The organism is Vibrio wakamikoensis (assembly GCF_050337275.1).
Lineage (GTDB): Bacteria > Pseudomonadota > Gammaproteobacteria > Enterobacterales > Vibrionaceae > Vibrio > Vibrio chaetopteri.
Genome location: NZ_JAKJST010000036.1, coordinates 1 through 25,299, shown reverse-complemented (window position 1 = coordinate 25,299; position 25,299 = coordinate 1). Strand labels below are relative to the sequence as shown.

At 44.8% G+C, this 25,299-nt stretch carries 24 protein-coding genes; 13 read left to right on the top strand and 11 right to left on the bottom strand.

Features of this window, described 5'->3' with window-relative positions; all coding sequences use genetic code 11:
• The first annotated feature begins 9 nt into the window (after positions 1-9).
• Positions 10-1,536, top strand: a complete 1,527-nt coding sequence (locus L4C42_RS20105) for an NAD(P)H-hydrate dehydratase (protein ID WP_353499429.1) — start codon at positions 10-12, stop codon at positions 1,534-1,536.
• A 458-nt stretch (positions 1,537-1,994) separates the two neighbouring features.
• Positions 1,995-3,038, top strand: a complete 1,044-nt coding sequence (locus L4C42_RS20100; RefSeq protein ID WP_429761665.1) for a GMP reductase — start codon at positions 1,995-1,997, stop codon at positions 3,036-3,038.
• A gap of 108 nt (positions 3,039-3,146) precedes the next feature.
• Here the strand turns inward: L4C42_RS20100 and L4C42_RS20095 are convergent, their stop codons facing one another.
• Positions 3,147-3,530, bottom strand: a complete 384-nt coding sequence (locus tag L4C42_RS20095) for a hypothetical protein (RefSeq protein WP_418642930.1) — start codon at positions 3,528-3,530, stop codon at positions 3,147-3,149.
• 271 nt (positions 3,531-3,801) lie between these two features.
• On the opposite strand from L4C42_RS20095, the gene L4C42_RS20090 reads away from it, so the two are divergent.
• Positions 3,802-4,182 (top strand): SpoIIAA family protein, encoded by a 381-nt coding sequence (locus L4C42_RS20090; protein WP_353499426.1) that lies wholly within the window; start codon positions 3,802-3,804, stop codon positions 4,180-4,182.
• 215 nt (positions 4,183-4,397) lie between these two features.
• Here L4C42_RS20090 and L4C42_RS20085 read toward each other — a convergent pair whose 3' ends face one another.
• The 5 genes from L4C42_RS20085 to L4C42_RS20065 form a co-directional block, all read right to left on the bottom strand.
• Complete coding sequence (locus L4C42_RS20085; protein WP_353499425.1) at positions 4,398-5,105, bottom strand: hypothetical protein; 708 nt, start codon at positions 5,103-5,105, stop codon at positions 4,398-4,400.
• A 123-nt stretch (positions 5,106-5,228) separates the two neighbouring features.
• Positions 5,229-5,675 carry an exoribonuclease R gene (locus L4C42_RS20080; RefSeq protein ID WP_353499424.1) on the bottom strand — a complete coding sequence of 149 codons (447 nt, stop codon included), beginning with the start codon at positions 5,673-5,675 and terminating at the stop codon, positions 5,229-5,231.
• Positions 5,676-5,836: 161 nt separating this feature from the next.
• Complete coding sequence (locus L4C42_RS20075; protein WP_353499423.1) at positions 5,837-7,051, bottom strand: porin; 1,215 nt, start codon at positions 7,049-7,051, stop codon at positions 5,837-5,839.
• Between the two features lie 416 nt (positions 7,052-7,467).
• Positions 7,468-8,676, bottom strand: coding sequence for a porin (locus L4C42_RS20070; RefSeq protein ID WP_353499422.1), 1,209 nt, complete (start codon positions 8,674-8,676; stop codon positions 7,468-7,470).
• A gap of 283 nt (positions 8,677-8,959) precedes the next feature.
• Positions 8,960-9,418 (bottom strand): XRE family transcriptional regulator, encoded by a 459-nt coding sequence (locus L4C42_RS20065; protein WP_353499421.1) that lies wholly within the window; start codon positions 9,416-9,418, stop codon positions 8,960-8,962.
• A 96-nt stretch (positions 9,419-9,514) separates the two neighbouring features.
• Here L4C42_RS20065 and L4C42_RS20060 point away from each other — a divergent pair, with 96 nt between their 5' ends.
• The 4 genes from L4C42_RS20060 to L4C42_RS20045 all read left to right on the top strand — a co-directional run bounded on the left by L4C42_RS20060 (position 9,515) and on the right by L4C42_RS20045 (position 12,713).
• Entirely contained in the window at positions 9,515-10,423 is a 909-nt protein-coding gene (locus L4C42_RS20060) for an aldo/keto reductase (protein ID WP_418642931.1), read from the top strand.
• 198 nt (positions 10,424-10,621) lie between these two features.
• A complete protein-coding gene (locus L4C42_RS20055) occupies positions 10,622-11,905 on the top strand; it encodes a peptidoglycan DD-metalloendopeptidase family protein (RefSeq protein WP_429761664.1) in 1,284 nt (427 codons plus the stop codon).
• A gap of 162 nt (positions 11,906-12,067) precedes the next feature.
• Positions 12,068-12,307, top strand: a complete 240-nt coding sequence (locus tag L4C42_RS20050; protein ID WP_429761663.1) for a hypothetical protein — start codon at positions 12,068-12,070, stop codon at positions 12,305-12,307.
• 160 nt (positions 12,308-12,467) lie between these two features.
• The gene (locus L4C42_RS20045; RefSeq protein WP_353499417.1) at positions 12,468-12,713 is read left to right on the top strand and encodes a DUF3297 family protein; all 246 of its coding nucleotides are present in this window, start codon (positions 12,468-12,470) and stop codon (positions 12,711-12,713) included.
• Between the two features lie 102 nt (positions 12,714-12,815).
• Here the strand turns inward: L4C42_RS20045 and L4C42_RS20040 are convergent, their stop codons facing one another.
• A complete protein-coding gene (locus tag L4C42_RS20040; protein WP_353499416.1) occupies positions 12,816-14,381 on the bottom strand; it encodes an arylsulfatase in 1,566 nt (521 codons plus the stop codon).
• 303 nt (positions 14,382-14,684) lie between these two features.
• Between L4C42_RS20040 and L4C42_RS20035 the strand changes: the two genes are divergently transcribed.
• The 3 genes from L4C42_RS20035 to L4C42_RS20025 all read left to right on the top strand — a co-directional run bounded on the left by L4C42_RS20035 (position 14,685) and on the right by L4C42_RS20025 (position 19,383).
• Entirely contained in the window at positions 14,685-16,259 is a 1,575-nt protein-coding gene (locus L4C42_RS20035) for an arylsulfatase (protein WP_418643006.1), read from the top strand.
• A gap of 151 nt (positions 16,260-16,410) precedes the next feature.
• Positions 16,411-18,471 carry a DNA helicase IV gene (gene helD, locus L4C42_RS20030; protein ID WP_429761671.1) on the top strand — a complete coding sequence of 687 codons (2,061 nt, stop codon included), beginning with the start codon at positions 16,411-16,413 and terminating at the stop codon, positions 18,469-18,471.
• Between the two features lie 18 nt (positions 18,472-18,489).
• Positions 18,490-19,383: a LysR family transcriptional regulator gene (locus L4C42_RS20025; protein WP_353499414.1), complete on the top strand. Its 894-nt coding sequence runs from the start codon at positions 18,490-18,492 to the stop codon at positions 19,381-19,383.
• 24 nt (positions 19,384-19,407) lie between these two features.
• Here L4C42_RS20025 and L4C42_RS20020 read toward each other — a convergent pair whose 3' ends face one another.
• Together L4C42_RS20020 and L4C42_RS20015 are read right to left on the bottom strand one after the other, a co-directional pair.
• Positions 19,408-20,199: an SDR family NAD(P)-dependent oxidoreductase gene (locus L4C42_RS20020; RefSeq protein WP_418642933.1), complete on the bottom strand. Its 792-nt coding sequence runs from the start codon at positions 20,197-20,199 to the stop codon at positions 19,408-19,410.
• Between the two features lie 160 nt (positions 20,200-20,359).
• Positions 20,360-22,105 (bottom strand): methyl-accepting chemotaxis protein, encoded by a 1,746-nt coding sequence (locus tag L4C42_RS20015; RefSeq protein ID WP_353499412.1) that lies wholly within the window; start codon positions 22,103-22,105, stop codon positions 20,360-20,362.
• Positions 22,106-22,395: 290 nt separating this feature from the next.
• On the opposite strand from L4C42_RS20015, the gene L4C42_RS20010 reads away from it, so the two are divergent.
• A complete protein-coding gene (locus L4C42_RS20010) occupies positions 22,396-22,989 on the top strand; it encodes a beta-phosphoglucomutase family hydrolase (RefSeq protein WP_353499411.1) in 594 nt (197 codons plus the stop codon).
• 73 nt (positions 22,990-23,062) lie between these two features.
• Here the strand turns inward: L4C42_RS20010 and bamJ are convergent, their stop codons facing one another.
• Positions 23,063-23,536: a BamJ family beta-barrel-assembly machinery protein gene (bamJ, locus tag L4C42_RS20005; protein WP_353499410.1), complete on the bottom strand. Its 474-nt coding sequence runs from the start codon at positions 23,534-23,536 to the stop codon at positions 23,063-23,065.
• Positions 23,537-23,547: 11 nt separating this feature from the next.
• On the bottom strand, positions 23,548-24,171 hold the full coding sequence (locus L4C42_RS20000; protein ID WP_429761662.1) for a thiol:disulfide interchange protein DsbA/DsbL: 624 nt from the start codon (positions 24,169-24,171) through the stop codon (positions 23,548-23,550).
• Positions 24,172-24,315: 144 nt separating this feature from the next.
• Between L4C42_RS20000 and L4C42_RS19995 the strand changes: the two genes are divergently transcribed.
• Together L4C42_RS19995 and L4C42_RS19990 are read left to right on the top strand one after the other, a co-directional pair.
• Positions 24,316-24,954 carry an OmpA family protein gene (locus L4C42_RS19995; RefSeq protein WP_353499408.1) on the top strand — a complete coding sequence of 213 codons (639 nt, stop codon included), beginning with the start codon at positions 24,316-24,318 and terminating at the stop codon, positions 24,952-24,954.
• 126 nt (positions 24,955-25,080) lie between these two features.
• Positions 25,081-25,299 (top strand): transposase domain-containing protein (locus L4C42_RS19990; RefSeq protein WP_429761661.1); only part of this gene is annotated, 219 nt, incomplete at its 3' end.

The window sequence follows — 25,299 nt, the reverse complement described above, 5'->3', positions numbered from 1 at the left end:
GGACGCGCTATGATTTCAACACCCTCAAGTCATTCATCTCTCCCAGAGAACCTCTATACCTCCAATCAAGTTCGTGAAGGCGAAGTGCTTGCAGCGCGAGCATGTCATGTTGACATGTATTCCCTGATGCTGCGCGCAGGCCAAGCTGTTTTTGATGAGCTACTTCATCGATACCCAAACGTTAAACACATCCTGATTTGCTGTGGAAAGGGCAATAACGGCGGGGATGGTTATGTTGTCGGTAAGCTTGCTCTTGAGCGTGATCTTGCAGTGACTCTTTGGCAGGTAGGCTCTGAAAAGGAGTTGAAAGGGGATGCTGCTACTGCGCATGATGCGTTCGTTAAAGCGGGCGGGGTGATGAGCTCTGAGCAAAATACGGTTCCGAGTTCGGTGGATGTGATTGTTGATGGACTGCTAGGCACCGGGATTAAAGGCGAGGTCAGGCCTTATTTTGCTCACCTTATCGAACGCCTTAATCAAGCGAAAGTGCCAATAGTCGCGATAGACACACCAAGTGGGTTAAACACGGATACTGGCGCAGTGTCGGGTAGCGCGATTGTCGCTGACTACACGGTCACCTTTATTGGTGTGAAGCAAGGTTTAGTGACAGGGAGTGCAAGAGCTCACACTGGTGTGCTGAGCTTTGCAGGTCTAGGTGTCGATGAGGTATTTGCAAAGCAAAACACAGCAAACGCGTTACTAGCGCAATCGCCTTGGCTTGAGATATTGAAAGCAAAAGCGCGTGATACCCACAAGGGAAGACAAGGTAGTGTGCTTGTCGTTGGGGGAAACGATGGAATGAGCGGCGCAGCCTATCTTGCTTCTTGTGCGGCTTTAAAATCAGGAGCGGGCTTAGCAGCAACCTATGTGCATCCGGAGAGTTGTTTGGCTATTCGTGCTTTGCTTCCTGAGGCTATGGTTAGTGGCAGCGCGGCGGATTCTGTTTTGCTTGAGCAGCGATCGCATTGGGCGAGCGCGCTATGCATAGGTCCAGGCCTTGGACGGAATCATTGGGGAGAGAGTGTTTATAAATCCGCCATGCAACTTAGCACCAAGTTCAATAAGCCAATGGTTGTCGATGCCGATGGTCTTTATTGGTTAAGTGTTGCCCTAGAGCATATGGACAACCGAGTATTAACGCCCCACCCAGGTGAAGCCGCAAGACTATTAGGTATCACAAGCACCCAGATTGAACACGATCGTTTTTCTGCCGCGCGCCACTTGCAGCAAAAGTTTGGTGGCGTTGTTGTGCTCAAAGGTGCTGGAACCATTATTTGCGATGGCTCAACGACCGTTGTTTGCCATGCTGGGAATCCGGGAATGGCAACGGGAGGAATGGGAGATGTGCTTGCGGGTGTCATCGCTTCACTCTTGGCTCAGGGCTACCCTGTTTTTAAAGCTGCAGTTCTTGGAACACTCGTTCATAGCTGCGCGGCGGATAGAAATGCGCGGATGAAAGGAGAAGTTGGCATGTTGGCTTCTGATGTGCTGAATGATATTCGTTACGTTTGTAGTGCGAAAAAGTGGTGGGATTGAGAAATTCAGCAAGATTTTTTCAAAAAAACGATCTTTTTAAAGAGGCTTTGAGTGATTTTTGAGCGCTAAAATGACAGGTTTTTGCTTGGATTTGTGTTGAACGATGAGATTTTCATCAATAGATAAACGTTTGCTTTGGAAGTTTAGAGTGGGAATATGTAGGGTGGTTTTTCTTAACTGCCTGATTTATGGGAAAATTGATGGTTTATTTGAGAGGGCGGGAGATTTTGCTGCGGGCGAATTTGTAGCTTTTCGGAATAGTACCACAAAAAAAATTGTAATATCAGTCTTGCGAGAAAGTTTTCGCGACCTATAATGCTGAAAACCGGAGCGTCTGCCAACGCTCCGGTTTTTTTGTGTCCGAAGAAAGGTGAACCGTCTGCCAACGGAAAGCCAACGCATTATGTTTAGACATATGCCCACTGGAACATGTACTAATAAATCGAGGAATTTTTACAATGCGTATCGAACAAGAACTTAAGTTAGGCTTTAAAGATGTACTGTTTCGCCCTAAGCGTTCAACACTGAAAAGTCGTTCTCAAGTAAATTTAACGCGCGATTTTACATTCAAGCACAGTGGTCGTCAATGGTCTGGTACACCAGTTATCGCTGCAAATATGGATTCAGTGGGTAGTTTTGAAATGGCAACGGCTCTTGCGCAGCACGGCGTAATGACAGCTATGCACAAACACTACACTGTTGAGCAGTGGGCAGAGTTCGTTAAAGGCGCATCAAAAGAGACGCTAAACAAAGTATTCGTATCAACGGGTACGTCTGAGCGTGATTTCGAGAAAACTAAAGAAATCCTAGCGCTTAGCGAAGATCTAGAGTTTATCTGTATCGACATCGCGAACGGTTACTCAGAGCACCTTGTTGAGTACGTACAAAAAGTTCGTGCAGAGTTCCCAAACAAGACTATCTCTGCAGGTAACGTTGTCACTGGCGACATGTGTGAAGAGCTAATCCTAGCGGGTGCTGATATCGTTAAAGTTGGTATTGGCCCAGGCTCTGTATGTACTACACGTGTTAAAACTGGTGTTGGTTACCCTCAGCTTTCTGCAATCATTGAATGTGCAGACGCAGCACACGGCCTTGGCGGCATGATCATCGGTGACGGTGGCTGTGCATGTGCGGGTGACGTCGCTAAAGCATTTGGTGGCGGTGCAGATTTCGTCATGCTTGGCGGTATGCTAGCAGGCCACGAGCAATCTGGCGGCGAAGTGTTTGAAAAAGACAGCGAGAAATTCATGAAGTTCTACGGCATGTCTTCTCAATCAGCAATGGACAAGCACTCTGGCGGCGTTGCTCAGTACCGCGCGGCAGAAGGTAAAACTGTACTACTTCCATACCGTGGTGATGTAAACGACACCATCTCCGATATTCTTGGTGGTGTGCGCTCTACTTGTACTTACGTAGGTGCAGCTAAGCTTAAAGAGCTTACTAAGCGTACCACGTTCATCCGTGTACAAGAGCAAGAGAACAACGTATTTGGTAAAGAGTAAATAGCTATTGGCTAGCAACTACTCTTAGTTAGATATCTAAAAAGAGCCGCTGATTAGCGGCTCTTTTTTTTGCTTAAATTCTTGTTGAACAAACGCAATAGAACATCTTTAGAAATGCTTAATCAAACTAGGCGTCTTTGAACAAAACCACCGATTAAAGACCGATTTGTACTCCCAGCCAAGCGAAAGAAGCTTTTTAGCCAGGCATTGGTTTTCGATAATCTCTACTTCTACCCCTTGGTAGTGGTAGGGGTTATTTTTAATGTAGTGAATAAACTGCGTGAGCACACCTTGTCCTCTAGCTGAAGGGACAAAATTCACTGAAACAATACTAAAACGGTGACTTCCCGCTGGGCTTCTCACTAAGCAATGACCATATTCACTTTCAAATGTTTCGGCAAAAACCGGAAATGGTTCTGACTGATATTTTGTTGAAATATGGTCGTATTGAGAACAAAGATGCTGTAGGAGTTGCTGAGCTTTATAGTTCATGGTTAGTTATAGGTCTTGTTAATGTTATGTTTTACGATTTGTCACATCATCATTGTAGGTATAAATGCGGTTCTTAATAAGGTTAATGTTGGTATGAAAAGTTGCCGTATTTAGCGGGCGAAAACTAACAGCCTCTTATGAACAGCTATCGTACGTTTTAGCTTTTTGCACTCTTTCATAAGGATTTGGTGAAGTTTGGTTGTGACTTCAACATTTTCATTTCAGATTTACTCTATTGTTTAATCAGGTGATGGAAGCGTAGGGGAAAACTATGAACACACAACGTCACGGAATTACGATTGGAATAGAGCGCATTGAAGGCGAATCACTGCTAATTCTCAAGGCAACAGGCAAGCTTACTCATGAAGACTACCAAGCGATAACGCCAGTACTTGAGTCGAGTTTGCAGGGGATATCTGCCAAGCACATGAAAATGCTGGTCGACATTACCGAGTTTTCTGGCTGGGAGTTAAGAGCCGCCTGGGATGATTTTCAGTTAGGGTTAAAACTAGGCTTCAACATAGAAAAGATCGCGATTTACGGTGACAAAAACTGGCAGGAACTCGCGAGTAAAATAGGTAGCTGGTTTATTGCTGGAGACATGGCATCTTTTGGCAACTACCAAGACGCCATTGAATGGTTAACGGATTGAGGTTTAGAAGCCGAATGAGCGGCATCGATTGCCGTTTGAAGGGTATTCTTGATTATCTTTGGGTGCATATATGGTCGACCGCGTGTTGAACAATAGTATGTGAGCTCAACATGGCGTTCTTCACTTGTATGATTTTATCTTCATTGCCAAACCTACAGTTGTTAAATAGTACATAGGCAAGGCCGATGTCTTTGAGGACGCTACGAAGTCTGGTCTCACTTTGCAGAACCAACTTTTTTGCTGGCAAGTTTGCCAGCAGCCCATTGGCTGCCTTTTTTGACGCCTACTCCGGTTCCACTAACACCTTGCTTGATTGCGTAGCCCGCCAAATGGTTACCAACGCCATTTGCGACGGGTTTGAGAGCCATGCTACCATATGACGTACCGACACCGACACCAAACCCTACAGCTTGTTTAGCGACTGCTTTTGCTTTTGCTTTGGCTGCGTTTTTGTTCACCATAGTGGCGTAATCGGTCAGCGATTTGACCGACCTTTCAGCAAGTTCAAGAGCCATACCCAGGTTTGCACATTCTGCAATGAGTTTGTTCTCACCCATGTCGTGTCGAAGTATGTCGAAGTTAGGTGATTGTGCGATGAGCTTATAAACAGCTTGAGCATGAGAGGGGAGGCTCTCCCAAGCATCGGGATCGAAGCCATCAGGCACTTTCGCTCGTTGCATCACGTTGGTTGTTGGAGTGTGTGGTTGGGAACTTTGTTTAGAATGGTGTTGGATGGGAGAGTTCGCAGCGTGGAGTAGACGATTATCTTGGAGGTTGGGTTGACGCTGAGCTACGTTGGGTTGTTCAGAATTGCTGCGCTGATCCGACAAAGCCTTCGTGGAAGCCGCACGTCGCTGGGTGATCGATGGTTGATGTTGTTTCTTTTTCTGCTGCGGCTGAGGTTCAAGCAAATCTGAATACATTGTATAACGTCTCCCTAACGACTTGTTATGAATTGATGTTGTTATCACGATATGCAACAACATCACTCAAAATAGGTTAGGAGAGATTTGCTCAGAATCTAGGTTTTACCGAACAGTTGATGTTTAGTTTTCAGTGTTGATCTCTGCGTAAGAGTGCAACAAGTCATTCAGTTCCTTTACCCAGCCTAGTACGTCTTTAGGTCGGTTATTCAGCAACACTTCGACGTGGTTACAGTGGGTCTGCAACGGGATCGCTTTTTCAAGGTTGAATGACACGGAGTAGAAGTGCCATAAGACGAGACGCGTCATACGCTCACTGTTCTGGATAGCATTGTCTGAATCGTCAAATGCTTGTTGAATCTCACACAGAGCAATCGCGGTCATTCTTAAAATGGCGTCAAGCTGGGTTGCTAGCATACGTTCTTCGTTATCCACTTCTTCTTGCTCGAAGGTGAACAGCTCGGTCATTACGTCCTCGGGTACCATGCGGCTTATCATACGCGCAGCAAATTCTTCAAGCTCTTGTCGTGGCATGGTGTTGAGGGTATCGAATGTGTAATCAGGAATCATGGTGAGTCATCTAGCTATGTATTTGATGGTGCATTGTAAGCTTTGTAACTCGATTTGCCATCCATTGTTCGTCTTTTAGTGTCGAAATTATCGAAGCAAGGTGCTTGATATGATCATCAAGCACCTTAGTGGCTGTGTTTAGTCTCTAGAGGTTGAGATGGCTAAAATAATACGGCCGCACCGAGGAAGATGTGAGTTGCGTTACCGCGAAAATCAGACGGAGCAGCACCTGATTGCCAATCTAGGGTTTGATTTAGCGTGACATCATCGTGGTAGGCTTCCATGTACAGCTCCCCCCAAGGCACCGGAGCCCAAGCTGCCCCGACGTTGATCATACTCACTTTAGTATTTGTGGTTTGCGTTAGGTTGTTCTTATCGAGTGCCCACTCATAGCTGCCGTAAACTCGCACGGCATCGGTGATAAACCAGTTGGCACCAACACCAATATTGTCGGTAGTACCATCGAAACTGGGTGCCGCAGTGCCATCTTGCGCGTTGAAGCGCTCATAGCGTCCGGATACAGAAAGCTGACCGTCAAAGAAGTGATGCTCTAACGCCAGAGCGTACTGTTGTACTTTGGCATCGCTCGCGACAAGGCTAAATGATGGATCAGGGATGCCCAGTAAGTCGATGAATTTACCATTAATATTATTTGCTTGGTTATAGGCAAGCGCCACATAGGTACCAAAATCGAATGTGTAGGTAGCGGCAACACCAAAGCCGTTGTCTATTGAGATATTTGGCGTGTCTTCAGTTGGTTGAAAAACAGAACCAAAATTGAGCCCGTTACCGAAAGAAATTTGTTCAACATTCCTACTCGCCTGGTATTGAAGCCCCAAATAAAAGCTATCGGTCTGTTTTGACCAAACCACGGTATTAGCAGTGCGACGACTGCCAAGTTCATCTGATTGCATCATGTTAAGTCCGCCAGCCCAATAAGCGTAATAGCCCTTATCGGTTTTCATGTAGGGACTCTCTTGTCTACCGATGGTCACTTGGCCGTAATCGTCATGCGCAAACCCAACGTAGGTTTGACGTTGTTGTAGTGCCTCGTCAGATGTATCGGACTGTGTACCGAAGTTCACATCCCACTCGAGTTTTACAAGTCCACGCATTGAACCCACTTGGTGAGAGAGGTCGATACCGACGTAAGAACCTGGATCCTCAATGTGAACAATATCGCTGTTGTAGTTATAACCTTCAGGACTTCCCATCGCAGAGGATTGGTCATAATCATATTGGCTCACTTGCGCGGCAATAGCGCCGTAAACGGAAAGCTCTGTACCTTCTTGGTTATACAGTTCGACAGCGGCAAGGGCGGGAAAACACGTCAATGTAAATGAAAACGTTAAAAGTCTAATGCAATGTCTGTTCATATGTATTCGTTCTAGTGGTAGTTGATTGGTTGGATTGCTTATGGGTAGTACGTAGTTAATGAATGAGGTCTATTAACAGTGTCTATTCTTGTTTTGTGCTGAATTGCTTCCTTTTCAGATTATTTTGATGTGGATTCTATGGATAAAATGGTGATGAATATCGGGTTGAAATCACAGTTTATATTTTTATTAATTTTTATTTGTTGGGGTTATACATGGTTTGTGGTCTGAACTATTGGATATTTGTATGATTGGTAATTGAGGGATAATGTGTGCTCATTTATTGAGCTGAAAGCTTCTTTGTTGATCGAGTCGCTGAGAGAAGTGATTAGGGGGATAAATAAAAGCCCTTTGCACAGAAATGTACAAAGGGCTTTAAAGGAAACTTACTAGTTAGTGTCTAACTCAAGATGGCATTAGAAGAATACTGCAGCACCTAGGAAGAAGTGAGTGCCTTTGGATTCAACGCCAACAGAAGTAAAGTCATTGAAGTTCAGACCATCGTTAAGTTTAAGATCGTCCGTATAGCTTTCTAGGTAAACTTCACCCCAAGGCACGGGAGCGTATGCCGCACCTAGGTTAAACGAAGTCATTTCAGTCTTAGTACGACCAAGTTTTTCGTCTTTCTCTTCGGCCATTTCGTAGCCACCGTAAATACGGACTGTTTCAGACACGTACATGTTTGCGCCAAGGCCAAATGTAGTCGTTTTTGAGTCAAATGAATTTAGGCCGTCTTTTGCTGTAAATTCTTCGTAACGCGCAGAAAGTGATAATGCGCCATCTAGCAAGTGTTGCTCAAGTGCTAGTGCGTACTGCTTAACTTCTGCGTCAGTAGCTGTAATTGCCGCTGCAGCATCAGGGATTCCAAGAAGGTCAATGAAAGAACCGTTGATATCGTTAGCTTGGTTGTAAGCTGCCGCTAAATATGTGCCAGTTTGCTCGATAGTATAGGCAACTGCTGCGCCATAACCGCCTTTGATTGTTACAGGATCACCATTAACTTCTAGCAATGAGCCAAAGTTCAGGCCGTTACCACCAAAGGTAATTAGGTCATCTACGCTGCGGCGAGCTTGATATTGTAGGCCTATATAAAGGTTATCAAAATCATTCTGCCAAACTACTGTGTTTTGAGAACGGCGACTACCAAGTTCGTCAGATTGCATCATGTTAAGACCACCAACCCAGTATGCGTAGTAGCCCTTGTCCGTTTTCATGTAGGGGCTCTCTTGGCGACCAATAGTAATTGAACCAAAATCATCGTGGCCGAAACCAGCAAATGTCTGACGTGCGGTTAGCGCGCGGCGACTATCAAGGTCTGTCGATGTTGAAAAGTCTACATCCCATTCAATTTTTGCAAGACCATACACTTTACCCATTTGGTGTTTGATATCAAAACCAAACCATGAGCCTGGATCTTCAATATGAGTTTGGTCTGAGTTATAAGCAAAGCCTGCGTCATTGCCGATAATCGTTGATTCGTCATAATCATATGCGCTGACTTGTGCTGCAATACCGCCGTACATGTTTGCGCTAGTACCTTCAGAATTATACAACTCAATTGCAGCAACTTGCGATGCTGCAAACACACTTACTGCCAAAGTAGAAAGCTTGAATAGACTTTTCATATGTATTCCTTTTTATATTTATTCCGTTTTTCGGATATAAGAACCCCCTTCAAAAATATTTCAATTTTCGAATACCACTATTGGGGGACATTATTGGAGAGTTGGTTATATTCGGTTTGTGGAATATTCCGTTGCTCTTAATAAATCTGTTTGTTGATATTAGTGTAAGGTATTTTATTCAAACATGCGTTTAATCTTGGTCACATTTATCAAAGGAGTGAATGTTGAACTATTTGTAATGCGAATACATGGGGCGGTATAATCTATGTGTCACAGATGGATGTTACGATTTTGTTGCGCGGGTTTGAGTTGGTGTAAATGCTCTGGGGTTTTTAGTGGGTAATTTATTAGTTAGTGATGCTAGCAAGCACCTTTTCATACCATGAGCATCTAAATGCCCATCACTTTTCTTAGTCGCACGTAAGTATTGATAAGCGATGATGAGTTTGCGATGAGTGAGGGTGTCACTTTCAGCGAGCTTATTACCTAGTACGGTTTCGTGAGCGAGTTGGTAGGCGGGCATATCAACCACTTCTGCTTGACGATATAAATAGCCGCAGCCAGTGGCTAGCCACTCAAGTGAGCAGTTGGCTTTCATCGCGATTTGATTAGCTTTTGCTAAGCTTGGTTCACTGCCTTTAAGATATTTGCGTATAAGTGCTTCAGAGAGTTCAACGCGGCGAGCGAAGCCACTGACGCTTTCTTGTCCAATCAATTCTTTAAGTCTTTCAGCAAAGCTCACAACTTCGTACTCCAGTTCGTTTTTTCGAATTTTACCCGTTGTGAGCCTTGGTAAACAAGCTTAGGATGTGGGCAGATTTAAATAAGGAGATAACCCATGGTTTCTAAAGTAACGATGGCGCCAAATGGGCCGGAATTTTCCGAGCTGGTTCAGGGGTATTGGCGTTTGGCTGATTGGGGGATGACACCGCAAGAACGTTTGACCTTCCTTAAACAGCATATCGAACTGGGTGTGACGACCGTTGATCACGCCGATATTTATGGCAACTATGAGTGTGAGACACTATTTGGTGAAGCGCTGGCACTGGATCCATCAGTCCGTGAGGAAATCCAGATCGTTTCAAAGTGCGATATTAAGCTATGTAGTGACAAGTTCTCAGATCGCAAGATCAACCATTATGACACCAGTGCAAAGCACATTTATGAATCGGTAGATAACTCTCTACAGAGACTGGGTGTGAATGAGCTTGATGTTCTGCTGATTCACCGTCCAGACGTTTTAATGGATGCTGACGAAGTCGCCGATGCATTTAACGAGTTGTATAAAATCGGTAAAGTGAAACACTTTGGTGTATCTAACTTCACGCCGCGTCAGTATGAGTTACTGCAATCGCGCTTAAGCAAGTCTCTGGTCACTAACCAAGTTGAAATCAACCCAATTAACTTTGAAGTTGCTCACGATGGTACTTTAGATCAGCTACAGCAACTAAGAGTGAAGCCAATGGCTTGGTCTACTCTTGCTGGTGGTGAGATCTTTAATGGTCAATCTGAACAAGCCCAGCGTGTTCGCAGTGAACTTGAAGCGATTCGAGCAGAAGTCGGCGCGACAAGCATCGACCAAGTGATTTACGCTTGGGTGAAACGTCTGCCATCTAACCCGCTTCCTATCATTGGCTCTGGTAAGATTGAGCGTGTAAAAGCCGCTATTTCGGCGTTAGACATTGAGCTAACTCGTGAGCAGTGGTATCGAGTTTGGGTAGCATCTAAAGGTCATGGTGTGCCATAGACCGTCCTGATACTTTGAACCAAGAAACGCCATAAAATTGAAAGATTTTGTGGTGTTTTTCTTTTGTGATTAGGTTTTATAGTATGATGGCGTAGTTTTCTGCTCACCGTTTGATACAAAGTTGGGCAATAGTTATGTTTTCTTTACTTGATGGGAGATGTTATAACATAACAATTGTTTGTTTTTCGTATCACCATTATGAAGCTTCTTCGTCCTATCTTGATGACTACTGCTGTCATCGCTCTCTCTATTGCTTCTTTAATTAGCTTTCTGCCTGAACCGACACCAGAGTCTGTTGAAATAAAGGTGACTCCTTATCTAGGAGAGACAGTTTTGGATTCTTTTTCGAATCTAGACCAGCCAAAAGACCATTCAACTCGAGTTCACTACTTTGTCAAAGTAGGGGATACCTTAAGTTCCGTTTTCTCATCATGGAACCTTGGTTACTCAACTCTTCAGCATGTTCTAGAAGCTGACCTGAATGTATTAAAACTCGACACTATCAAACCAGGCGATCATCTCGAGCTTATTATCGACTCACAATCAAAACAGTTACAGTCGATGATCTTCCATCAGAGCTTGGTAGAACGCGCTATCTATAGTAAAGAATCAGATGGGTCGTTTGAGTATCGCTTTGAAGAGGAGCAGGGTGACTGGAAAGAAACCTTGTATTCCGGAGAGGTTCACGGCAGCTTTTCTACTTCTGCGCATCGAGCTGGTCTTTCGACAAGGCAGATTGCAAATATTACTCAAGTGTTGAGGGACAAAGTTAACTTCGCCAGAGAATTACGTGCGGGTGATCGTTTCGAGATTTTGGTTAATCACCAATACTTGGGTAATCACCCAACGGGTAACGCTGAAGTTCAAGGTATTTCCATTGCATTGGGTAATCGAGAGGTTGCAGCGTTCTTAGCTGATGACGGTCGCTTCTATGACCGTGATGGCAATAGCTTAGAACAAGCTTTTGACCGCTACCCTATAGGCAAGGCCTATCGCCGAGTAACCTCCCACTTTAACCCTAAGCGTAAGCATCCGGTAACAGGAAGAATATCTCCCCACAACGGCACCGACTTCGCGACACCTGTGGGTGCACCGGTCTATTCAACTGGTGATGGTAAGGTAATAGCTATCCGCAACCATCCTTACGCTGGCAAGTATGTGGTCATTGAACACAACAGTGTTTACACCACACGTTACTTACATTTGTCTAAATTTTTGGTGAGACAAGGACAACAAGTGAAACGCGGCCAGAAGATTGCGCTTGCGGGTGCAACAGGTCGATTGACAGGTCCACACCTCCATTTTAAAGTGCTGGTTCGAAATCGTGCCGTAAACCCACTTACGGCAGACGTTCCTTTGGCGACATCTATTTCAAAGGAGGAAAAGAGCCAGTTCTTAGCGCGTATTTCAGATTTTGATCGCCGAGTTGCCAATAAACGCATGGCAAACCAAGAGCAACCAATGAAAGACAGTGATGTTTAGTGTCTTGGACTTTTTTAATAGCGCTTGAAATAGTTTGATGTACTGGTGTTTGAAAATTAGCCAAAAACTGTTCTTGAATATGCTACCTGGTTAACATAGTTTGTGGTTTGCTTGAATTACAATCGACCCCAAATCAATGGTTTGATTATCAGGAGTGCCTTCATGCAAAGGATTGAAAACTGTGTATGCAGTGTTTGTTGCGCTGAAACGAAACACATTGTGGTACTGGTTGAAAAACCGGCTTTAGCGGAAGGTGAACATTCACAAGACAATAGTGCATTTTTGGCTAACCTATTAAAAGGCTGGGTGTTTGGCGGACTGATGACGTCCAACCACGCCTATTCCTGTCACCGCGTCTGCGAGGTATGCGGTACTAAGATCATCGAGGATTACGTGGAATAACTTGTTTTACTGGGTTGTTAATTGTCCAATTGATGGGCAAACGATCAGTGTTGTAGAGATTGTACGTGAAAATAGCGTGACATCGTCAGAGACTAGTTGAGCAGGTGGAATGTATTGACTACAATGAGCCACTTTTCACTAACTCATTCAGGTTATCACCATGAGCGACAACGCAAAGCCAGAATTACCAGATCATCTATCAGGCAACCCTCGTAGCCCACATCACGTGGCTGAGTGTTTTGAACACCAAATTGGCATTCGCCTAAACGGTAAAGAGCGCACAGACGTTGAAGAATACTGCATCAGCGAAGGATGGGTTAAAATCCCTTCTCCAAAAGCAAAAGACCGTTGGGGTCAACCTATGCTGATCAAACTTAAAGGTACAGTTGACGCGTTTTACGTTTAATTGACACCTAAGAGAAAAGGCCAGTCACTTTCGAAGTGGCTGGCCTTTTTTATAGCGCTTGTTTATAGCGCTTGGTTTAGCTTGCTTGTTCCAAACGAAGCGTTATTTCATTTGCTCAACTTGTTTCTGAAGTTGATCAAGCTGTTGCATTTTGCCTTTTAGGCCCAGTGACTGGTAATCAATTGCTGCTGGGTTCATCATCTGACCTTGCTGCATTGGGTAGTCTGGCAATGTTTTGAAGAAGTCACCTAGCACGTCTTGAATCGGTACGAATAGCCACATGTTGTCAGCCATCCAGCGAAGGTACATGCCCGACTCGTGTGGTGCTTTTTCAAATGGGTCTGCACGCAGGTGAATAATTTGTGGCCAGTTTGGCGAGAAACGGATAGCGTTCGAGATATCACCCTCAAGAACAGCAAAGTTTAGCTTCCAATCATTCCAACGAACAGCGTTAAGCTCACCATTTGCGGTGAAGTAAAGCAACGAATCACGTGGTGCCTCGTCCGTTTTACCTTCAAAGAATGGTTTAAAGTTGTAACCGTCGATGTGAACACGCCAGTCTTTGCCATTTGCTTTGTAGCCTTTGGCAAGTTGCTCTTTCACGTCAGGAACGCCTGCAGCATCAAGAAGTGTTGGTAGCCAGTCTTGATGAGCCATCATTTCGTTGATCTTCGTTCCAGGTTCAATGACCCCAGGCCAGCGAACAAGTTGAGGAACACGCATACCGCCTTCCCATGTTGTCCCTTTCTCACCGTGGAAAGGTGTTGCACCACCATCAGGCCATGTCACAGTTTCTGCACCATTGTCCGTCGAGTAGATAACAATGGTATTGTCAGCGATCTTTAACTCATCGAGTTTGTCTAGCAAGATACCAACATGGTCATCGTGCTCTAACATACCGTCAGCGTAGATAGATACTCCAGACTTACCTTGATATTTCTCTTGTAGGCGCGTCCAAACGTGCATACGTGTTGTGTTGTGCCAGATAAAGAAAGGTTTGTCGGCTTTTACTGCTTTTTCCATGAATGCCAACGATGTTTCTAGGAACTCCTCGTCCGCGTGCTCCATACGTTTACGAGTCATAGGTCCGGTATCTTCAATCTTGCCATCTGCGTATGACTTGATTACACCACGTGGACCGTAGTTCTTACGGAATTCTGGGTCTTTCGGGTAGTAGTAAGTCTCTGGCTCTTCTTCAGCGTTTAGGTGGTAAAGGTTACCAAAGAACTCGTCGAAACCGTGTTTTGTAGGTAGGTGTTGATCTTGGTCACCCAGGTGGTTTTTACCAAACTGAGCCGTCATGTAGCCTTGATCTTTCAACAAGTCTGCAATAGTAGGAGCCCAGTCTGGAATGCCGTGCGTCGAACCTGGCATACCGATGGTAAGAAGACCTGTACGGAAAGGCTCTTGACCCGTAATAAATGCTGCACGACCAGCAGTACATGATTGCTGACCATAGTGATCGGTAAACAAGGCACCTTCATTAGCAATACGGTCGATGTTTGGGGTTTCATAACCCATCATGCCCTGGTTGTAGGCACTAATGTTCCAGTAACCAACATCATCGCCAAAAATCGCTAGGATATTTGGTTGGTCTGCTGCGATAGCTGCGGAAGATGTAGCAACAAGGCCTACGCCCATTGCGATCTTACTTAAGTGGTTCGCCATTCTAGACTCCATCGTTTTTTAACTTATTGGATTTGAACGAGACACCCAAAGGTATCCGGATGTTTGGCACTTTAGGCGAGTCGCAGGCGGAAGTCGTCTTATAGAGACTATAAAGAAAAGTTATAACCATTCTTATCTAACTGATATCTAATAGCTTTAGCTATATATGGAAACAAAAAAGCTTACCGAATGGTATGTGATTAGTGTCGAATAATTCAGCTTTATAACCTGATGACATTTTCAAGAAAAACCGTTGTGTTAGTGGTAGTTATGCATGTTAGCGACTATATGTTAATGGGCGGGATGCAACCAACTAACGTAGAGGTTTACATGACAACGACAACAAGGTTTAAGCGGAGCTTAGCTGTATTGGCTACCGCGTTAATTGGTGTTTCAGCAAGTGCGTATGCCGAGGATAAACCCAATATCCTCGTAATCTGGGGCGATGACATTGGTCAATCCAACGTCAGTGCATACACATTTGGTTTAATGGGTTACAAGACGCCTAACATCGATTCCATTGCTAAAGGTGGAATGATGTTCACCGATTATTATGGCGAGCAGTCGTGTACGGCTGGGCGTTCGACATTTATAACAGGTCAAAGCGTACTTCGAACAGGCTTAAGCAAAGTGGGTCTTCCTGGTGCAGATTTAGGTTTGCAAGCGGAAGATGCCACGATTGCAGAGCTACTTAAGCCTCACGGTTATATGACCGGGCAGTTTGGTAAAAACCATTTGGGTGATAAAGATGAGTTTTTACCCACCGCCCATGGCTTTGATGAGTTCTTTGGTAACCTTTATCACTTGAACGCTGAAGAAGAGCCAGAAAACATCGATTATCCGAAAGATCCAGAATTTCGTAAACAGTTTGGTCCTCGCGGCGTCATCAAATCATTTGCTGACGGTAAAATTGAGGACACAGGACCTTTAACGCGTAAACGTATGGAAACGGTGGATGAAGAAACCTTGTCAGCTGCGCTCGATTTTATGGATCGTGCTGTCGCGGCGAAAAAACCGTTCTTTGTTTGGTGGAACGCGACGCGCATGCACTTCCGTACCCATGTTAAAGACGGCAACCTAGGCAAATCAGGTATCAGTTATTATGCAGATGGCATGATTGAACACGATAACCATGTTGGAGAGCTGCTTAAGAAAGTTGACGAGCTAGGTATTGAAGACAATACCATTGTGTTTTATTCCACAGATAATGGCCCTCACATGAACACCTGGCCAGATGCGGGTCTCACTCCTTTCCGTGGCGAGAAAAACACCAACTGGGAGGGTGCTTACCGAGTGCCTGCAATGGTTAAGTGGCCAGGCAAAATCGAAGCGGGTAGTGTGTCTAACAACATCATGCACCACATGGATTGGTTACCAACCTTCCTAGCAGCAGCGGGTGAGCCAGATGTAAAAGAGAAGCTACTTAAAGGGCACCAAGCCGGTAACAAGAGCTTCAAAGTTCACTTAGATGGTTATAACTTCTTACCGTATTTAACGGGGGAAACTGAAGAGTCTCCACGTGCGGAAATTTTCTACTTCTCTGATGATGGCGATCTCACCGCACTGCGTTATAACAATTGGAAAGTGGTGTTTATGGAGCAACGCGTAGAAGGAACACTGCGTATTTGGGCAGAACCGTTTGTTACGCTTCGTGTACCGAAAATCTTCAACCTGAGAATGGATCCTTATGAAGTCGCTGACGTGACGTCCAACACTTACTATGACTGGATGATCGATAGGGTTTATCTACTGGTACCGGCGCAAGTATATGTAGGTAAGTTCCTAGAGACCTTCAAAGAATTTCCGCCAAGGCAAAAAGCAGCGAGCTTTAACTTGGATGATGTGATGGAGAAGCTACAGACACCGACCAACAAGTAAATTGATGCTAAAAAGCGCTCCCAACGGCTGGGAGCGTTTTTATTTGGATTCTTTTTCACACTTATTACATAAACTTGGATGGATTTAGCGAGTTGATACAGTAGACTGACTACTATAACTCACAATGAATACCACGTTATCTCGATTTATCATGCTGCTAACCGCCACTCCGACCGCTGAAATCTTTACTCAACATGAGTTCCGAACCATTGAATTGCAACCGCACTGCTTAGTACTGCATTCTGTTCGAGCGGAGGTACGAATACCTTTCTGTGAATGGAGCGGCAAGCTTAGCGTTAAGCGGGGCTTAATTTGGTCTTCGATTACGGTTCATGCTCATGAGAGTGACGATAAGCAGGTATGCTGGGTCGTACAAGGTTTGCCATGGCAAGAAGTGCAACGATTTGCCAAGAATGCTGTATCGGTGTACCAAAACTGGCATCGAGAACAAAGTGCCATGCTTAAAACCTACTTGCCAAAGTGGGAGCAGGAGTTGACAAGACTGCGTACATTACCTCAGTTCCTGCCGCATTCATTGATGACAGGGTGGGTAGATGAGGTAAACAGTCAGTTTCTGGAGATGAACATGTCAATCTCCGAGGCAATGCGTACTATGCCGAATCGAATCCAAAAGTTGCTGCCATGGCTAGATGAGACTCAACACGCACTGGAAGAACGCAACACCAACTGGTTGGTTGATGAGCGCGAAAACTGGCAGGTGCTGTTTACGCAATCAGAATCGTCGCCAATGAACTATTCGCAGCAAATGGCCGTTTTGCATAACAATGATCAGAATTTGATTCTAGCTGGAGCAGGTTCAGGCAAAACCAGTGTGTTAATGGCAAGGGTTTCGTACTTGTTGCAAAGTCATTTAGCACATCCAGAGCAGATACTCCTTGTCGCTTTTGGTCGTGATGCCGCCAATGAAATGCGTGAGCGATTAGAGAGAAAGCTTGGTAAAACCGCTGATGACATTGCGGTACTGACTTTTCATCAGCTTGGCCTGCAAATCCTCAAAGAGACAGAAATTCAACCGCCGAAACTTACCCCGCTCGCCACAGAGTCAGCACAGAAAAATGGGTGGTGTATTGATTGGCTGAAAAAACACTGGATGACGCCCACCAACTTCAAGCGTTGGCAAAAGCACTTATCCAAATGGCCTATTGCTTACCTAAAAGGCGATGAAGAACTTGGCAGTCAGAGTGAAAACCCTAAGTTGATTGCTTGGCTTGAGCAGCAACTCGACCAGTTGATCGCAACAGGGCTGAGCAAAAAAGCGATTCAAGAACGGCTTATCGATGATGCCGAATACACACGTTTGAATAGTGAGCTAGCATTGTGCTGGCCTTGCTATCAAGCTTGGCAAAAGATGCTTAAAGACAATGACCAGATTGACTTTACCTCGATGATTACCAACGCAACTAAGCGAGTGAGTTCGAAGAAGTTTACTTCACCGTGGAAGTTCATCATGGTTGATGAGTATCAGGATATCTCACCCGATCGCCTAGCCTTAGTGCAGTCTTTATGTGAACAGCCTGACAATAAAGCGTCGCTGTTTGCTGTTGGGGATGATTGGCAGTCAATCTATCAGTTTACTGGCTCCGATGTAGATTTGACCACCGAGTTTAGCGACCGTTTCCCTCATTCATCGGTGCATTTACTGGATACCACTTATCGCTTCAGTGACAAACTCAGTGAAGTGGCGTCTGATTTTATTCAGGCCAACCCTGCGCAAATCAGTAAAGAGATAAAAAGCCACAAAGCTGTGAAGCAAAAAGCGGTTGTGATTGAACATGGTAATCGAGTAGAAAAAATTCTCGATGATATCAACAGCAAGGCAAAGAGTGCCAAATCGGTGCTACTGCTTGGCCGTAATCATTATCACAAACCAGAGCTGTTTCATGATTGGCAGAAGCTATTTACTAATCTGTCATTAGAGTTTATGACCTGTCACTCGAGTAAGGGTAAAGAGGCCGATTTTGTTATAATCGTCAATGCCGATGAAGGGCAGTTCCCGGCTAAGCGTAAGTTTATTCACTTAAGTGATGCACTAACGAAAGGCTCAGATGAATATCCTCATGCAGAAGAGCGACGCCTATTTTATGTGGCGATGACCCGTTCGAAAAGTCGAGTGTGGATTACTTATCAATCGTCACCGTCACCGTTTGTTAAAGAACTGATGGATCATGATTTGGTCATGGTGAAAAAATAACTTTGTGGATTATTGGCTATGAACATCGATTATCTACGTTTATTTATTCGTCTAGCAAGTACCCATAACATCAGCCAAGCAGGGCAAGAACTTGGCTTGTCGCCCGCCGTGGCGAGTGCTCATATCAATAAACTTGAGGAAAGTGTTGGCGCCCGTCTTGTCCATCGCACCACTCGAAAAGTATCTCTAACGCAGGAGGGGGAGGCGTTTTTGCCTCATGCAGAAAATGTGGTTGATAGTGTTGAACTCGCCAAAGCTTCTATTGGCGGGCAGGGCGCATTGGCTTCCGGCACGTTGCGAGTGACAGCGCCTTCGTCTTTTGGCCGTATGCATTTACTGCCAGCTATGAATGCATTTATGGAGCAAAATCCAGAGCTTTCAGTCGACCTGCGCTTTTCTGATTCGATTGTTGATTTAGTGGATGGCGGTTTTGATGTAGCCATTCGTAACGCTGAACTAAAAGACTCCAGTTTGATTGCCAAAAAATTAGCGCCAGATCATCGTATCATCTGTGCTTCACCCGATTATCTGGCTAAATATGGAACGCCCGATTCGCCACAGGCTTTAAAAGATCATCAGTGCATCAGAATTACCGGTATCGATCATTGGGATTTCAAAACTGCGAATGGTGATGTCAGCATTAAGATTGCGGGCAAAATTCGTTCAGATAATGGTGATGCGATACGTGAGCTTTGTATGGCAGGTCATGGAATTACGATGAGCAGTACATGGAGTGTGTATCAGCAAATAAAAAATGGGGAGCTGGTGGAAATTTTACAGCAAACCCCTTACCAATCGGATACCGCTATCTGGGTGTTGTACCCAAGTTCAAGGCTCGTTGCCCCGAAAGTCCGAGCTTTTATTGATTTCTTTAGCGACTATTTTGGTACGCCGCCATATTGGGATTTATGACACAGATCCTCTTTGAGCGAATGCTCATAGGTAATGATCAAGAGCAGACATGACTGCTGCAACCTTTTCGGTGTTCTGCGCGTCGTTGTGCGGTTTCGCAAACTTGCCGATGTCGTTATCAAAATAAAGACCGCTGGCATTTTCAAACTGATCAGCCAAAGCGGCTCTGACGAGAATGTCTGCACCAATATTCAGATCGTTACCAGCTACGCCGTACGCCTCTTTAACCATTTTGCTGCCCAAGAAGGATGCCGGATTGACGGCAACAAACACAGGTCCGCTTGGATACTCAGCCGCCATGGCTTGTGTCCACATGGTGATAGCCAGTTTTGACTGCGCGTATGCGTCATTGTCAGAAAGTACCGGACGACCAACCATAGCTTGAACATCAACAGGTGCTTGTGCCGCTGATGATAAGTTCACTACGCGGCCATCACTATTTAATAGCGGTAATAACTGACGAGTCAGAATATATGGGGCGATGGTATTTACTGCAAAACGTACGTCTAGGCCGTCGTTTGTCAGAGTGTTTGGTGTGGCAAACACGCCTGCGTTGTTGATAATCACATCAAGTTTGCCATGCATCTCAGAGACTTGAGTGGCCAGCTGGCTGACTTCGCTCAGAACAGACAGATCGGCGACATAGCTTTCAATCTTGGCATTGCGATTTAACGCCGCTACTTCTTCTACTGCTGCTTTAAGTTTCGCTTCATTGCGCCCATGCATTAGGATGTGGTGACCCTGTAGAGCGAGTTTTTTTGCTGTCTCTAAGCCAATACCATCGGTCGCGCCAGTTAATAAAAGTGTTTTTTGCATGGGGGTCGTCTCCTGATGAATGAACAGCTATAGATTAGACAACGGAAGGCAACTCACCAAGAAGCTAGGCTAGTAAACAGTTTTTAGTTTTTGTTGATAATAAAAAAAAGCCTTTGCGCAGGGCAAAGGCTGATTAGGTAAATCTGTGTTTGAGTCAGGACTAAATTTTATAGCCCGATACAACATCATCCATATGTTGAGTTTGCCCTGAAACCTTTTGAACCTCTTCAATACAAGCATTGGCATTGCTCATATTGTCAGTGGAGATCTCATTCAGTTCGGTAATCGACTCGCCAACTTGATTCATAACTATGCCTTGTTCTTCAATGGCGGCAGCGATTTGCTCTGAGTTTGCTTGGATCTCAGACATATCAGTAGAGATTTGTTGCAGTGCTGTATCTAACTTGGCTGAGGCGGATAGCGTTGCAGCGCCTTGTGTGTTGCACTGCTCAATATCATCAACGACCGTGGTCATCTGAGATTGAATAGCGGTCACCAAATTGGTGATTTCTTCTGTGGATTGGTGAGTTCGGCTTGCTAGCGCGCGAACTTCATCTGCAACTACGGCAAAACCTCGGCCTTGCTCACCCGCGCGCGCCGCTTCGATGGCTGCATTGAGCGCCAAGAGGTTGGTTTGCTCAGCAATATCTTGAATGATATGTACGGCACCTCCAATTTTGCCTACATGGTCACTCAATGAACGTATTTCATCATTACTTTCAGCTAGCACAGCAGACAAGGATTGAATATTACTTACGGTGTCATCAACAAAAGTACGGCTTTGCTGAGAATTGTCTGCTGCTTGGTTAACGACATCCGCAGCTTTGTGCGTCGTTTGAGAGATCTCATCGATAGTGGTCACCATTTGCTGAACGGAAGCCGCCATTGAATTGGTGTGATCGCTTTGGCTGTGGAACTGTTCTACCACAAGTTGCAGCTCGGAGCTCATGTTGCTGCTACTGTGTTTTAGCTGACTAGATTGCTGCTGTGTATCGGCGACCAGCGCTCTAAAGCTGTCGAGTAGGCTATTGACCGCGCGACCAATCGAAGCGATTTCGTTTTTACCTTCCGACGGCACATGCGTTGTAAGGTCGTTTGTGCGAGCAATAGTGGAAATATTGGTCTGCAACGTATCAACGTCACGGCTGATGGAGCGAAGGATAATGCCAATTAATGCGACGATCGCAAAGATAAGCCCACCAGAAATAACCCATTTGATTGTTGTTAGTGTGGCAATCGCTTGATCCAACGCGTTGTGAACGGTTTGATTAAAGGCTTTGAAATCTGATTCAATACTGTGAGAGCGGCTGCGGGTTTCACCTAGCAAGCCTTGGTCGTATTTAAAACCAATGATGGAGCGTTGTGTTAACGTCTCTTGGCCTAGTCGATCTAGCGGCGCGATGCCACTTTTGTTCAAAGAGAGAGTAGAACCTGTAAGCACGGCATTTTCTAGTTCGATAAGCGATAGAGTTAGATTATTACGCTGGTGTCTATCTAACTCTTGCTTGAACTGCCCCATAATGCCGTCATTAGGCGTCAAGCCTAATGTTTTATAGGCCGCGACCAAGTTAGTAAATGCACTACGATAATCAGCCAACTCTCGATCGAGTTGATTCGGTAGTGGAACATTGGATGCTTCGAGAGTTTGTTCTAACGCGCTTTTTTGCTCATTGAACAAACCAGCATTAGTGTTGAACTTATCTAAGTACTTTTCATCTTTACGGAGTAAGAAGTCTTTTTCATTACGGCGAAGGTTGAGAAGTGTGACTTCTAGTTGTCCAAGTTGCGTAACGGCATTGGAAAGGTTATCGGTAGTGCGGGCGAAGTAGGTACTGGTTCCGAGTACCGCAAGTATCGCCAACAGTGACAGCGATCCTAAGAGTAGAAGTTGATGCTTAATCTTCATAGTGAGCCTTAACTAATTATCTATCCGTATTGAAACGCCTTGACTGAAGTGGGATCAGTAGACGCAAAGTTTTGTTATTATTTGAACTTGGAACCGTTTCGGGTGCGCAATATAGCAAGTTATTGATTTTTAGTCTTCATTTGCAATAGCAAGAAAAAGAAATGGAATCGAGTGCATATAAATCGACCTGATGGAACTCTTTGTTGATATTTATATCGGTAATAGTATGCCGTTCTTTAGCGAACGGTGTAGGCTTTAGAGCACAAAAATGAACATAAGAGGTTAACGTCTTGTTACAGCTAGAAAAATACGATGCAATTATTTTTGATATGGATGGTACGCTTTTGGATACCATGCCGAACCACGTAAAAGCATGGGAGTTAACTGCGGAATACTTTGCGTTTCCATTTGATCGGACTTGGCTGCATTCACTTGGAGGCATGCCGAGCTATAAGATTGCAGGTGAGGTAAACCAGCGCTACGGCCTGAGTTTGGATCAGCAAACCGTGTCGGCTTTCAAAATGGAGATGTTTGCTACGTTGCCATTTCATGGTGCCCCAATTCCACATACTTATGAAGTATTCAAACAATACCGAGGTCAGAAGCCGATGGCGATTGGTACCGGCAGCCAGCGCGACTCTGCAATAAAGTTGCTCACGGAAGCAGGTGTGTTGGAGGCGTTTGACTGTGTCGTGTCTGCAACCGAGGTGAACAGCCATAAACCGAATCCAGATACTTTCTTAATGGCAGCGGAGAAAATGGGTAAGCAAGCTTCACGCTGTGTCGTTTTTGAAGACACGAAACTGGGACTGCAAGCTGCCCGCGCGGCAGGCATGGACTGCTATTTAGTGACTGAAACCAGCTTTGAATTCTATCCTGTGTAATGAAAAAACGCCCTATCAATGATGATAGGGCGTTTAATTAGGGTGTTTCTCAATCTTTCATTAGAGCGCGAGTTTATTGAATCTCGATTAACTCAACATCAAAAATCAATACTGCTGCAGGTGGAATTGGACCGCTACCGCCTTTTCCGTAACCTAGCGTGCTAGGAATGTACAGGCGGAATTTGTCGCCTTCTGACATGTATTGCAAGCCTTCTTGCCAGCCCTTGATCACTTGGTTAAGACCAAAGCTGATTGGTGTTCCACGATCAACGGAGCTATCAAAAACAGTGCCATCGATTAGCGTACCGTGATAGTGCACTTTTACTTTGCTCTTAGCCGTTGGCGTTTCAGTATTGTCGCCTTTATGAAGGATCTCATATTGAAGGCCACTTTCAGTGCTGATCACACCTTCTTTCTTGGCATTCTCTAGTAAAAATGCCTGACCTTGTTGGAAGTTCTCTTCACCTGCTTTGCTGTTGTTCCAAGTGCGATAAATCATGAAAGCTGCCAGCAGCAGAACGATAACAGGGATAAGAATTTTAGACACAATCTTTCCTTTTATTTTGTTTTTAGATAATTAATGGTTTCAGCGATTTCATCGATTCCCTGATGACCAGAGACCATGACTTCATACTTGCCGTTAACAATAAATGTCGGTACCGCATTAATTTGCGCTTCAACAGAGACTGACTCCGCGACTTCTAGATAACGAAATAGCTGCTCTTGTTGCGTTTTATCGAGTTCGTATGGGCTTACCATGTCGCGAGAGTGGAAAATACGATCAAGTTCCGCTTTTTTTGCTTCTCCATCAAGGTCGCGATCTTGAACCAAAGCAAAAAGGCTATCTTTCATATCAGCTGGCACTTTACCGTTTTCGGATTGCATTACCGCAGTGTAGAAAATCATTGCGGCAATTTTAGCACTGTCATTGAACATGACGTGCAGTTTGCCCAGTTTTTCACCTGTCTGTTCTTCTAGAGCGGGTAACATTGGTTCTAGGTTACGACAGTGGCCACAGCTTAAAGAAAAGATTTCAGTGACTTGTGGAAGACGATACGTCGCTAAATTGGTGTCGAGCGTGCGGTATTGTTTGCCTTCAGCTGGAGTAGATGACTCGCTGCAAGCAGCAACAGCCACAACCAGCGCTAATATAGATAATGACTTAGAAAGTGTTTTTAACATAATAATGCTTCTAAATGAATTTAACCCAAAGAGTGTAACGTTGAATGAGTGAACCACACAAGAGGGGAAAAGACGAAAGATTTATTGTAAAGCTTTGACTATTTCGGTCGATAAAAGAGTAAGTTCAAAAGTGAGGAGTGGGTGATGTTGAAACTGAAAAAAATCGTAGCTGTTGCTGTAACGGGCGCTGCTGCGATCATTTTGTCAGGGTGCAGTTCGATGTCCGCAACCACCAGTAAAATGTTCCCAGCAATGCTAGAGACTGCGCCGCGTGGTGAAAGCGATGTGATGCACGCCGATTGGGCCGAGGCGCAGATCATGTCGAGTGCGAGAGTCGGTGGACCTAATGGTCAATATCGAACTCAGTCATGGGATGAGTTGGAGACGTATTTGGTGAATCACGGATTGGATTATGAATTGATCCCCGGTGATTATGTGATGATTCGCCTTAAGCAAAAAATCCATTTTAATACGGGCTCTGCCAACGTTGCAGACGGCTCTGCTCAGTGGTTAAGTCAGCTCGCTAGCTTTTTGTCAAATCAAAACGGGGTGGATGTTGTCATTGGTGGTCATACCGACAATACCGGTACAGTGAAACTCAATGACTCCTTGGCAGATAAGCGAGCGGAATCGGTTAAACGAGCACTGGTTGGCAATAAGGTCCCACAACAGATGATCTACACTCGCGGTTACGGAGAATACGTTCCGGCGTGTACCAACTCTACACAGTTTGGTAAAGCCTGCAATCGTCGAGTGGAACTGACATTGATTGTTGCTCAGTAATCTCGAAACATTAAAAAAAGCGACGGATAATCCGTAATGCCGATCAGTTAACAACTAAATGATCGGTTGAACGATCCATTCAAAGTGTCAAAATCCGAGTGTATTCAATGCACTCGGATTTTTTTTATGTTTTTAAGACAGGCTCTTAACCAAGTTCATCAATTCTCTGCAGAGCAACTTTCGGGTTTATCTGATCTGCTTTCTCCAGAACTCATTTCCCAGTGTTTGGAAGATACAGGAATTACGACTATTCGCAGACGAAGGTTACCAATGGAAATGATGGTTTGGAGTGTTGTTGGGATGTCTCTGTATCGCCATTTGTCCATGTATCGCCATTTGTCCATG